Consider the following 12,081-nt stretch of genomic DNA (forward strand, 5'->3'; position numbering starts at 1 on the left):
GCCGAGCCTAAGAGAAATCTCTTAGACAGTCGGTTGGAACGTTTTCTTAAATTCTGAGATTGCAGTAACGATTTCTTCGTCAGCTGGAAGGTTACCTGTTTTACGGATCTCGTCGCAAAGTTGTTTGCGGTTTTGATCGAGCCAAAGGTTGAGTTCCTTTTCAAAACGACGAATATCTGAAACGGCAACATCATCAAGGTGACCACGAGTCAAGGCATAGATGATGATGACTTGCTTATCGACAGTCAACGGTTGGTTGAGATCCTGTTTCAGAACCTCTACTGTCCGCTCACCACGGTTAAGCTTCGATTGTGTCGCTTTATCAAGGTCAGATCCGAACTGTGAAAAGGCTTCTAACTCACGGTAAGACGCGAGGTCAAGACGGAGCGTACCCGCTACCTTCTTCATCGCTTTTACTTGAGCTGAACCACCTACACGCGATACCGAGAGACCCGGGTTGATCGCTGGACGGACACCTGAGAAGAAGAGATCCGATTGAAGGAAGATTTGACCATCCGTGATCGAGATAACGTTTGTCGGGATGTAAGCCGAGATATCCGACGCTTGTGTCTCGATGAACGGAAGGGCTGTTAAGCTACCGCCACCCAGTCCGTCATTCAATTTCGCTGCACGCTCAAGGAGACGTGAGTGAAGGTAGAAGACATCACCCGGGTAGGCTTCGCGGCCTGGTGGACGCTTCAGAAGAAGCGAAAGCTCACGGTATGCCGCTGCTTGTTTTGAAAGATCATCATAGATGACAAGAACGTGCTTGCCGAGATCCATGAAGTGTTCACCCATCGCTACACCAGCGAATGGTGCAAGGTAAAGAAGTGGCGCCGGCTGTGAAGCGGCTGCCGAAACGACGATCGTGTAATCGAGTGCACCGTTTTTACGGAGTGTCTCAACAACACCACGGACCGTTGATTCTTTTTGTCCGATTGCGACGTAGATACAGATCATGTTTTCTTCTTTTTGGTTGATGATCGTATCGATGGCGATCGACGTCTTACCCGTCTGACGGTCACCGATGATCAACTCACGTTGGCCGCGACCGATTGGAACGAGGGCATCGATTGCCTTGATTCCCGTCTGAAGTGGTTCGTGAACCGATTTACGTGCCATAACACCAGAAGCTTTACGCTCGATTGGGTTATAGTGTTCTGTTTCGATTGGACCAAGACCATCGATTGGCATACCAAGCGGGTTGACGACACGTCCGAGGAGTGCGTCTCCTGTTGGTACTTCCATGATGCGGCCCGTACGGCGAACAGAGTCGCCTTCTTTGATTTCAAGGTAGTCACCAAGAATGATGATACCGACGTTGCCTTCTTCTAAGTTTTGCGCCAAGCCCATTGTGCCGTTAGCGAATTCTACGAGCTCTCCCGACATGACGTTGTCGAGTCCGTGTGCACGAGCGATACCATCACCGATTTGGATGACTGTACCTGTCTCGTTCACTTCCATCGTAGAACCGTACTGCGCGATACGCGCTTTAAGCAGGGCGCTGATTTCTTCAGCTCTAATGCTCATGCGTTTCACCCCTATTTTCTTACGCTTTTAACAGCTCACGCTCAAGTCGCGTTAGTTTCGTTTCGATCGTGCCATCATATGTCGTGTAACCGATTTGAACACGAAGTCCACCGATTACGTTCATATCAACAACATTTTCTACTTCAAGCGTTTTACCTGATTTTTGGCCAAACGTTTCTTTCACATTCGTGAGTTCTGCGTCTGACAGTTTGTATGCACTTGTGACGATTGCTGTCGCAACGTTACGGTGCTCATTTAACAACGCAATGAAATGCTCCGGCAATGATAATACTTCCGCCGCGCGGTCGTTTTCGACCATGACGAGGATCGTATTCAAGACAATCGTGTTGAAGCCTGTGAAGCTCGTATGAAGTACTTGCTTCAGCTCTTCTGCAGAAATCGATGGGTTGTCTAACACCGATGCGAGCTCTGGTGTTGCGTGGAGCACTTCGCCGAGCGTTCGCACATCAGCTTCTGCTTGTTCGAGCACATGGTGCTCAAGTGCAAGATCGAAGAGCGCTTTTGCGTAGCGTCCCGCTACGTGGTCACGCATTAGTTCGTGCCCTTAGTGTCAGCAAGGAATTGATCGACGAGTGCACGTTGTGCTGCTTCGTCTGTCGCAAGCTGTGTTTTCATGACGTGGCGTGCTGCAGCGATTGCCTGAAGAGCAACATCGTTCTTCAAAGCAGCCTGTGCTTCAGCGCGTTCACGTTCGATTGCACGGCGGGCTTCTTCCTTGCTCAATTCTGTTTCAACACGTGCCTGCTCCATCGCACGTGCTTGTTCTGCCTCAGCTTGACGGCGTGATGCTTCTAAAAGGTCACGTGCTTCCGTACGTGCCTTGTTAAGTTCTGCTTGTTGTTGTTCTACGTAGACTTCAGCGTCTTTCCGGCTTTTTTCAGCCGAATTGATCTCGCTCGCCACATGCTCTTCACGCGCTTTCATCATGTTGATGAGCGGGCCCCATGCGAATTTCTTCAAGAGGATGAGGAGCAAGAGGAAAACGACGATCGTGACGATCATATTGGCAAGTAAGAGCTGGCTGCCTTCGCCGCCTGCCTCTGCCGCAAGATACGTGAGATTCATTCGATTACACTCCCCTCGTGGTTGGTCCTACTTCAATATCTACATAAGGGAGCCAAAGCTCCCGTGACGGTTCACTCTTGTTGAACGAATAGCGCCCTATGTAGCTCAGTTCTTTGTACGTAAGATTAAATACGGATTAAGAGTTGAGGAGAAGGAAACCGACCGCTACACCGATGATTGGAAGTGCCTCAACGAGACCGATACCGATGAACATTGTTTGACGAAGTTCGTTTTTGAGTTCTGGCTGACGTGCTTGTCCTAATACTGTACCGTTTACGATAAGACCGTTACCGATACCTGCGCCAAGTGCGCCGAGTCCGATGATGATCGCTGTTGCAATAAGTTCCATGATGAATTGCCTCCCTAGATTGTGTTCGAAATTTGGTCGTACCGTTATCGGAAAAGCAGATGCTTTACCTTCGAATTAATGGTCGTGCGCTGCCTTATGCCCGATGTAAACCATCGTTAAGATAAGGAAGATATACGCTTGGATTGCTCCGATGAAGAGCGAGAATCCTTGCCAGATAATCATTGGAATCGCTGACAGGATGACACCTACTGGTCCGAAGAATTGGAAATCGTTCGTTCCAGAGACGATACCGATCGAGAGAATGATACCAATCATGATCTCACCCGCGAAGATGTTACCGTAAAGACGAAGACCAAGTGTCAACGTATTTGCGAACTCCTCGATGATGGTAATAATGAACATCGGCGTCATAAACGTTTTTGCATAAGCACCGAAGCCGCGCATTTTCACACCATAATAATGGCTCATGACCACTACTAAAGATGAAAGTGCAAGTGTCACGTACGGATCCGCAGTTGGTGAGTTGAACCAAATGTAGTGACCCGTCACAACGTTAAAGGGAAGACCCATTAAGTTGGACACGATGATGAATAGGAACAGTGTCATTCCGAAAGTTAGGAAGCGACCCCCTGTTTTCCAGTCCATCGTACTGCTGATGATTCCGCGAACGAATTCGAGGAAAAACTCCAGCGTGTTTTGAAAACCGGTTGGCTTCATCGCAAGACGTCGCGTACCGGCCACGGCAATCAGGAAAACGAGAGCAGCTGCAATCAGCACTGTGATCAAGTTTGTCCAACTACCGTACAGAACGAAGTCGCCCCAGAGTGGGATTTCGTAAAGTGGCATTTCGTGGTTCATTTGACTATTCACCTCTTTTCCCGCTTAAGTTCGTGAGTGAAAAACTCACAAAATTGTATGACGTGGCCGGCGAGAAGGCCTATTACCACCGCAGTTAATGACAATTCGGTTTCATACTTCAAACCGATCATCACACAGAGTACCGCGACCGCCATGCGTGATACGGTCCCTCGAGACATCGGCTTACGCCCACGCTCGATTACACGATACATTCGATCGACGCTTAATCGCTGAAGCGTCAAAATCATGAAGCTACCTGCCCCACCTAGTGCCAGCCCATAAATCACCGGATCACTCGGATAACCGACAAGTAACAGGACGGCAAGGATTCCAAAATAGAGTCCAAACCATCTTAAGTACGCACGATACAACGCATCTTGAAGGATGATGTTCATGTCTTGTCTCCTAACAAGTGCCTGATCATTGCGATCATGCAGAGAATGCCGATGAAAATCCCGATGAACACTGAAAACGTCGCGCCCATCTTTTGCCACCAGTCCTGCTGTTCCCCATAGTTCCCAACAAGAAAGCCGATGACGATTGGTGCGGCAAGTGCCGTCGAAATTTGCGAGGCCATGACCATACTCGTCGCGAGCCCTTTTTGGCGCACTAGAGACGACCCCCTTTTCCCAGTTGTGAGCTCTTTTTCTTTCCCACAATTTGCGGATTTTCATACTAGTCAAGAATACAATGAGAACCATTTCATAGTCAAATGAATTCACAATTAAAATGGAGCGTCAAAACCATTGTATATCAACAATTGATAAGGTTTTCACAGAGCTATCCCGTGCCACTCTTTTCACGAAGATGTGAAGAAAATATGTAGTACTATCAACGTTTAGCGAGATGGTTCACTAGGTGAACAAAACCATTGAACAGTAACGTTATATCGTGTTTCGGAATGAGAAACAAGTCGTCTAAATTTGATTTGTGTCGATTTTGTGAAAAAACAATTTTTATTCACAATTGTAAACGCTTTCGTTTTGAGACAGAAAAACCCCTCTGACATCTGTTTGTAACAAAGCAAACGGACGATTTCCAATTCGTCTCGTGTGTGTCTTGTCACAGCGTAAAATGTCATCGGTCGTTTTCTCGTTTCGAGGTCATATGTCAGCTATTTTTAACAAAAACCATATATTCATTTCTATAAGTGAGTGACTTGACCTCGCTTTCTCATCTCGCTTTCCTCGGGCAAAACGCAAGTCGCGGTCATCTTTTCGATGACCGGGTCTTGCCTGTCCCTGCCGGAAGCGTTCCGCTTCCTTTTCCCGTAGGAGTCGAGCGCAGTCGCATCGGTCAAAATCATCCTGCTTCCATCACTGAATCAAGATCAGAACATCGAGTGATTCACCTGTCATGAACGTTCATGAAAAATAACTCGTGTCACCAATTAGTTTGCCCGAAACGGTTCTACTACCGGTCCTTGATTAAAATGTTGCAAAATCGCTGCTGCAATTCGTTCTGAAGCATGACCGTCTCCATACGGATTCGACGCTTGTGCCATCTTCGCATGGGCTTGTTCATCGTCAAGCAACTCACTCGCCATACGATAGATCGTTTCTTCGTCCGTTCCGGCAAGCTTAAGCGTTCCTGCTTTGACGCCTTCCGGACGTTCCGTCGTATCGCGAAGGACAAGGACGGGAACGCCGAGTGACGGAGCTTCCTCCTGGACACCGCCGGAATCAGTCAGAATGAGGTGCGCACGGCTGGCAAAGTTATGGAAGTCGAAGACGTCAAGCGGTGGAATCAAGGTGATGCGGTCGTGTCCTCCAAAAACATCATTCGCCGCTTCCTGGACGACAGGATTCAAATGGACCGGATAGACGATATGGATATCCGGGTGGTCATCGACGAGACGTCGAATGGCCCGGAACATTTGATGCATCTTCGTACCGAGATTTTCACGCCGGTGGGCCGTCATCAGGACGAGTCGTTTTTGACCAATTTGTTCGAGAACAGGATGGACGTAATCCGGTTGGACCGTCGTTTGCAGCGCATCGATTGCCGTGTTCCCCGTCACGAAAACGCCTGCGTGTCTGTTTTCCGACGCAAGGTTCGCTGCCGCCTGCTCGGTCGGTGCAAAATGCAGGTCGGCTAAAGCCGATGTCAACTGCCGGTTTACTTCTTCCGGGAACGGTGAGTACTTGTCATATGTACGAAGCCCGGCTTCGACATGACCGACTGCAATCTGGTTGTAGTAGGCAGCGAGGCTTCCGACAAACGTCGTTGTCGTATCGCCATGGACCAAGACAAGATCAGGTTTTACTTCCTTCATGACGGCGTCGAGCCCTTCCAGACCTCGCGTCGTGATGTCGACCAAGGTCTGCCGCGCTTTCATGATGTTCAAGTCGTGATCGGGCGTAATTTCGAACAGCTCCAATACTTGATCGAGCATCTCCCGGTGTTGGGCTGTGATCGTGACATGGACGTCAAACGCAGGATTTTGTTTTAAAACATTGACGAGTGGTGCCATCTTGATCGCTTCCGGTCGTGTGCCGAAGATCGGCATGACTTTGATGGGCATACAAACTTCCTCCTTTTTACTTCTTTTCTTATTAAAACATATTCCCCATCGGACGCGCAGTTCCCGTTTGTCTTCTCACTGAAAACGAAAAAAAGACGCTCCCTTCGCAGGAAGCGTCTCACGATCTGTCCGTTACTTCGTACCAAACAGACGGTCACCCGCATCCCCAAGTCCAGGAACGATGTAACCATGGTCATTTAATTTCTCATCGAGTGCCGCAAGATAGATATCGACATCCGGATGCTCTTCCTGAATCCGTTTGACGCCTTCAGGTGCTGCACAGAGGCACGCGAGCTTAATGCTTTGTGCGCCTTGTTTCTTTAAAGAGGAGATTGCGTCAGCAGCAGAACCGCCTGTCGCAAGCATTGGATCGACGACGACGAAATCACGTTCTGCGACGTCTGTCGGTAATTTGAGATAGTATTCTGTCGGCTCAAGTGTTTCCGGATCACGGTAAAGACCGATATGCCCTACTTTGACGTTCGGCATCATCCGAAGCATTCCGTCGACCATCCCGAGACCGGCACGCAGGATTGGAACGATCCCCAGTTTCTTGCCCTCGATCATCTTTTGCGTCGTTTTCGTGACCGGTGTCTCGATTTCAACGTCGGTAAGTGGAAGGTCACGCGTGAGTTCATATGCCATCAATGAAGCCACTTCGTCGACAAGCTCCCGGAATTGTTTCGTTCCTGTTTCGACTTTACGCATGATCGTCATCTTGTGCTGAATCAATGGGTGATCAAATACATGTACTTTACTCATTGTTTTGCATCTCCTCTCCATTCTCTTTTCGCATTGTACTCTAAAAAGCGACCGCTTGGGAACTGTTTTCTTCGAATCAATCTCCTAGCGTACTCTTCCCTTCCAGGATTGCCTTCGCAGCATAAGACCATTCGTTGTCTGGTTGTTTCGCTAATTCCTGTAACGTCGTTTTGTAGTTCCCGACTTTATTTTTTTGTTCGTAAACAGCCTGCATCCATAAGACATCACTCATGTAACCGGATTCCGGAAAATCATTCCGATAGGCTATGTAGTCACTTTGTTTTGTTTCCTTCAGCTTTCCGGCTGCGATCAACTTATAGAAACGCGCCATACCGGCTGTCTCTTTATTCGTCAGGACATTTCCGGTCAATAGTTGGTTCGCCGTTTTATACTCTTTGGACTGAACGGAAGAGACCGCCTCTTTAAGGGCTTGCTCAGGGTCCTTCGTTGACGCCTGTGGCTCCTCTGTTTCCTTCTCTTTCGATTGGTCGGCTTTTGGCTTTTTTGTTTCCGTCTTTTTTTCTTCAGACGTCGTCAGCTTCTCATTTTTTTGCTTCAGCTGTTCGACTTCTTTTTCTAAAGACGCAAGCTTTTGTTCGACGTTCGTTTGTTCCGAAACTTTTTCCGGCGTAGCTTCCTTGGAAAAATCAACCTGCGTAATTCCGACTACTAATAGACCGGCTACGACGATTCCACCTAACCACAACGGATTGGAATGAAGATTTTTTTTCCATGGCTTCAGTTGCGGATGGTTTTGTACAGCAGCAGGAAAGGTCGAGAAGCGTTTGCGGATTAATCGTTTCCCACCGATTTTCCCTGCGATCGCTAATCGATAACGGTAGATTTCTGCCGGTAACGGCAGGTTTTTCCATTGCATGAATCGTGCATCGGCCTGTTCATAAAAACCTGCTTGTTCCATGATGACAATTGCTTTAAAATCTTCAACCAGGCGTTTATAATCACGTTTCGATAAACTTTTATCTTCCAGCCATTTCGTAATTTGTGCAGTATTAATCGTCTCTAGTTCCGACTGTATGAATTTAGATAAGTCCATGGTTTAAATCCACCCTTAGATTATTCGTGTTCAGTTCAGTATATCAAAAATACTGCTCCAACTTTTATTTTTAGTGCGAAAACAAAAGTCAGAGCAGTATCCTGTTTTAATTGATTTCTTGAATCTGTCCATCTTCCATCCGTAAGACACGGTCACAATACGTCAGCATCCGTTCATCATGGGTGATGACGATGACGGTCTTCCCGTACTCATGTGCTTGCTTGCGTAACAGTTCCATTACTTGTTGCGCGTTCTGATAATCGAGGCTCGCCGTCGGTTCGTCCGCTAAGACGAGACGCGGATCGTTGACGAGGGCGCGGGCAATTGCCACCCGTTGCCGTTCCCCACCCGATAAGGCGTGCGGTAAGTGATCTCGTCTGTCACGTAAGCCGAAGACATCCAACTGGGCAGCAGCATCAATTGTTCGTCCCGCTTCTTCCGCCACGAGCTCCAGTTGTTCCGCTGCCGTCAGAAACGGAACGAGGTGTGACTCTTGGAAGATGAAGCCGATTTCTTCGAGTCGCATCTGACGTCGTCCCTCGTCCGATGTATCACTGAGCGGACTTCCATCGAACTGAATCACACCACTTGAAGGCGTCTGCAGTAGACCAAGCAATTGAAGTAACGTACTTTTTCCACTTCCACTCGGTCCGACGAGGGCAATCAGCTCACCTGTCTCAGCTTCAAATGAAACATCCTGCAAGACCTTCATCGCTCCATACGTTTGCTCGACCTGCGTCATCTTAATCATCCCGTCATTCCTCCCATCGCATCAGCCGGCTCCAGTTTTTTCAAGGCGCGCAATGGAATCAGACTCCCAAGCATCGCTGTCAGCACAATCAACCCGCCATATCCGAAACTCGTCATCCATTCAAATCGGAACGGTAGGCTGCCCGGTAAGAGCTGACCAATCGTCCATGTCAAAAGTAAACTGATCAAAAACGAGACTACCGTCAAGAGGAATACTTGTAAGACGAGTCCTTGTCCGATCGTTCGTGTCCGGATTCCAATCGCTTTTAAGATGCCAAGCTGTTTCATCTTCTGCATCGTCAGGATGTAGAAAAAGGCGGTCAAAATCAGGGAACCAATCAAGACGAGGGCAATCCGCATCATTTGGAATGAATTTTGTTCTGCCGCATAACCCGGTACTTGTTTGACGATTTGTTTTTTCGTATACGTCGCAAGATCCGTCTTGATCGGATCCTGACTGAGGAACGCTGACACATAACTTGTCTTCATCTTGTCCTGCCACGTGTTCCACGTATTTAGTGTCGTCCAAAGAACCGGTGCATGGCTATACCGTCCATCGCTGACCGTCCCGACGATTTCAAACGTCGTTTTTGTCCGGAAGTCCGTGATGGTATCACCGACTTTTGTTCCGCTTTGTTTTGCATACTCCGTATCGACCAAGACTTGTCCCGTCTTCAATTCCGACAATTGGCTTGGTCCATATGTCGTATCAGCTGGAGAGGCAAAAACTGTCACATCATCTTTTGTGCCATTCTTTTTCTCAAGGACCATACTTTGGACCCCTAACGCTTCCGTCCCGGACGGCTGATCGGCTTGATCTAAAAACGATCGTGTCAGTTGTCCTTCGGCGTCTTGACTGAGCGCCATCTGTTCGACCGGTAAGTTTCGGACGACGGCCCCGTTATCATACGCCAGTCCGTCCGCAAGACCGGAAATCATTAAAATTAATAAGACGATCAAGGTCGTCACGATTGCCATCAAGGTGAACCGTTGTTTCATCCGAATTAATTCACGCCACCCCATCTTCATCTGTTATCCCTCCTGCTTGTTCATTACAAGTCTTATCTTAGAGGCTGAAGATGAACGGAACATGAACAAGTTACTCGGCTCGGGGAAAAGTTAAGAGAAACGTCGTTCCGATTCCAAGTTGCGACTCGATCCGGACCGTCCCACCGAGTTGATGGATCGTTTCCTGAACGATTGCAAGACCCAGTCCCGTCCCGGCCGCCCCACGCGAGGCGTCTCCCTGATAAAATCGTTCGAAGGCATGTTCGATCATCTCATCCGTCATTCCTGGTCCTTCGTCACTGATCCGCACCATGACTGTCTTTCCATCTGTCTCGGCTTGAATCGAAATCAACTGTCCGTCTGTCGAGACATGAAGTGCATTCCGGATGAGATTGTGGAAAATCTGTTCCAGCGCCAGCTCGTTTGCGAAAATCATCGTCTTGTCCGGCACGGTCAGGGCGACGGCAATTCCTTGTTCGTCCAGTTGATAGCTGAGTGTCTGCAACGTCGACTGAATCGCCTGACCGAGCTCAATCGGATGCCGTGTCATCTGTCGTCCTTCGTCGAGTCGGGCGAGCACCAACAATTGCCGTGTCAGTTCCGCCATCCGCGTTGCCTCCTGTCCAATCGTCACAAGCTTCGCCTGGTCGTCCGGTTTCGCCGTCTGCTCCAGCTGTCCGGCGTAGCCTTTGATCGTCGTCAGCGGGGATTGGAATTCGTGGGAGACATTCGCGACAAACGTTTTTCGTTCCGCATCGGATTTTGCGACAGCTTGCGCCATCTCGTCAAACCGACGCGACAGTTCCCCGATTTCATCCTGCCCCGTCGTCGCGACCGTGACGGAATAATCTCCCGTCGTCATCTGTTCCGTCGCTTTCGTCAATCGTTTGATCGGACGGACGAGATAACGAATTGAAAAGACAAGCAGCAGAAAACTGATCAGGACGAGTAACGCGAGAAAGGCACCGACGAACAAATGCAACTCACGAATCTGCCGGCTTAAATCAGGTCGGATGAAGACAGCATCCGTTCCCGTGTCCGTTTGTAAGGACGCGCCGTACGTATTGATGACTTCATTATCAAATAGACCAAGTAAAAACAGATGGAACGGATAATCCCGCATGCCTTGATAGACTTGCCCGTCCCGAACCATCTGGACGATGTCAGGTGCGATCGTCTCATCCCGAAACGGATTGCCGTAGCGCTCGATTTCTCCTACTTCCGAGACGACATATAATTGAAAGCCGGTCGCACTGAGCATTTCGTAAAACGAGTCGATCTGTTGGTCCCCATGTTGTTCATAATAGGCAAAAGACGTCTGAACCGCCTCTTCGACCTTTTTACTATAAGAAGCTTGTAAGACGGTGTAATAAAACAGATTACTGATCAATAAGGCAATCAACGCTGATCCGAGCAAGACGAGGCAAACGAGACCAACAATCTTCGTATATAACGATTTCATGACTGGGTCTCCAATCGGTAGCCGAGTCCACGGACGGTCCGGATCTCAATCGCGTCCGTTCCTTCCAGGCGACTGCGCAGTCGTTTGATGTGGACGTCGATCGTCCGGTCGTCACCCATGAAATCAAGTCCCCAGACGTGTTCGATCAATTCCTCGCGGCTGAAAACCCGTCCCGGAAAACTGGCTAACTGGTGTAACAAATCAAACTCACGTCGGGGAATCGTTAAGCAGGTCGTCCCAATCGTCAGTTGTTGACTCCGTTTATCGATCGTGACGTCACCAAACCGTATGACCGGTACAACGGCTTTTTGATAACGCCGCGCGACGGCATGCAGACGAAATACCAATTCTTCCGGATCAAACGGTTTCGTGATGTAATCATCCGCTCCCGCCGTAAAACCATAGCGTTTATCAGTCAGCTCGCCGAGTGCCGTCAGCATCAAAATCGGAATTTCCTGATTCGCCCGCAACAGGGCGCATAATTCAAAGCCGCTTCGTCCCGGGACCATCACATCGAGCACTGCGGCTTCAAATACCTGCCCGTCAATCCAACGCGCCGCTTCGTTGCCGTCTGCGGTCGCTCGGACCCGGTGTCCGTCTGCTTCGAGTGTCTCGCGGACAAGCCGCTGGATGTTCAAATCGTCCTCTACTACTAAAATCTCCACTGTGCTCACTCCTTTCGTGTCTGGTTCATGCCATCAGAAAAACCACCCCGCACTTCTCATCGATCGAAAAGG

General features: G+C 49.0%; 14 protein-coding genes. All 14 read right to left on the reverse strand.

Annotated features, from left to right (window positions below; genetic code table 11):
• Nucleotides 1-21: 21 nt before the first annotated feature.
• Nucleotides 22-1,530 carry a F0F1 ATP synthase subunit alpha gene (atpA, locus tag BLD48_RS08890; protein ID WP_014971399.1) on the reverse strand — a complete coding sequence of 503 codons (1,509 nt, stop codon included), beginning with the start codon at nt 1,528-1,530 and terminating at the stop codon, nt 22-24.
• Between the two features lie 19 nt (nt 1,531-1,549).
• Nucleotides 1,550-2,083 (reverse strand): F0F1 ATP synthase subunit delta, encoded by a 534-nt coding sequence (locus BLD48_RS08895; protein WP_071499900.1) that lies wholly within the window; start codon nt 2,081-2,083, stop codon nt 1,550-1,552.
• The gene (gene atpF / locus BLD48_RS08900; protein ID WP_014971401.1) at nt 2,083-2,616 is read right to left on the reverse strand and encodes a F0F1 ATP synthase subunit B; all 534 of its coding nucleotides are present in this window, start codon (nt 2,614-2,616) and stop codon (nt 2,083-2,085) included. The genes BLD48_RS08895 and atpF overlap by 1 nt, the downstream gene beginning before the upstream one ends.
• A gap of 136 nt (nt 2,617-2,752) precedes the next feature.
• Nucleotides 2,753-2,965, reverse strand: a complete 213-nt coding sequence (gene atpE, locus BLD48_RS08905) for a F0F1 ATP synthase subunit C (protein ID WP_012371545.1) — start codon at nt 2,963-2,965, stop codon at nt 2,753-2,755.
• A 75-nt stretch (nt 2,966-3,040) separates the two neighbouring features.
• Nucleotides 3,041-3,784 carry a F0F1 ATP synthase subunit A gene (gene atpB, locus BLD48_RS08910; RefSeq protein ID WP_071499901.1) on the reverse strand — a complete coding sequence of 248 codons (744 nt, stop codon included), beginning with the start codon at nt 3,782-3,784 and terminating at the stop codon, nt 3,041-3,043.
• 8 nt (nt 3,785-3,792) lie between these two features.
• Complete coding sequence (locus tag BLD48_RS08915; protein ID WP_071499902.1) at nt 3,793-4,179, reverse strand: ATP synthase subunit I; 387 nt, start codon at nt 4,177-4,179, stop codon at nt 3,793-3,795.
• On the reverse strand, nt 4,176-4,394 hold the full coding sequence (locus BLD48_RS08920) for an AtpZ/AtpI family protein (protein ID WP_014971404.1): 219 nt from the start codon (nt 4,392-4,394) through the stop codon (nt 4,176-4,178). The genes BLD48_RS08915 and BLD48_RS08920 overlap by 4 nt, the downstream gene beginning before the upstream one ends.
• Nucleotides 4,395-5,174: 780 nt before the next feature.
• Nucleotides 5,175-6,308, reverse strand: a complete 1,134-nt coding sequence (wecB, locus tag BLD48_RS08925; protein ID WP_071499903.1) for a non-hydrolyzing UDP-N-acetylglucosamine 2-epimerase — start codon at nt 6,306-6,308, stop codon at nt 5,175-5,177.
• A gap of 132 nt (nt 6,309-6,440) precedes the next feature.
• Nucleotides 6,441-7,070: a uracil phosphoribosyltransferase gene (upp, locus tag BLD48_RS08930; RefSeq protein ID WP_012371551.1), complete on the reverse strand. Its 630-nt coding sequence runs from the start codon at nt 7,068-7,070 to the stop codon at nt 6,441-6,443.
• A 76-nt stretch (nt 7,071-7,146) separates the two neighbouring features.
• Entirely contained in the window at nt 7,147-8,124 is a 978-nt protein-coding gene (locus BLD48_RS08935) for a hypothetical protein (protein ID WP_071499904.1), read from the reverse strand.
• A 106-nt stretch (nt 8,125-8,230) separates the two neighbouring features.
• Nucleotides 8,231-8,875 carry an ABC transporter ATP-binding protein gene (locus BLD48_RS08940; protein WP_071499905.1) on the reverse strand — a complete coding sequence of 215 codons (645 nt, stop codon included), beginning with the start codon at nt 8,873-8,875 and terminating at the stop codon, nt 8,231-8,233.
• Nucleotides 8,872-9,903 carry an ABC transporter permease gene (locus BLD48_RS08945; RefSeq protein WP_071499906.1) on the reverse strand — a complete coding sequence of 344 codons (1,032 nt, stop codon included), beginning with the start codon at nt 9,901-9,903 and terminating at the stop codon, nt 8,872-8,874. The genes BLD48_RS08940 and BLD48_RS08945 overlap by 4 nt, the downstream gene beginning before the upstream one ends.
• A 70-nt stretch (nt 9,904-9,973) precedes the next feature.
• The gene (locus BLD48_RS08950) at nt 9,974-11,344 is read right to left on the reverse strand and encodes a sensor histidine kinase (RefSeq protein WP_071499907.1); all 1,371 of its coding nucleotides are present in this window, start codon (nt 11,342-11,344) and stop codon (nt 9,974-9,976) included.
• Nucleotides 11,341-12,009, reverse strand: a complete 669-nt coding sequence (locus BLD48_RS08955) for a response regulator transcription factor (RefSeq protein ID WP_071499908.1) — start codon at nt 12,007-12,009, stop codon at nt 11,341-11,343. Before BLD48_RS08955 ends, BLD48_RS08950 begins: the two co-directional genes overlap by 4 nt.
• Nucleotides 12,010-12,081 lie beyond the last annotated feature (72 nt).

Origin of the sequence: Exiguobacterium sp. KRL4, assembly GCF_001870785.1 — a bacterium.
GTDB lineage: Bacteria > Bacillota > Bacilli > Exiguobacteriales > Exiguobacteriaceae > Exiguobacterium_A.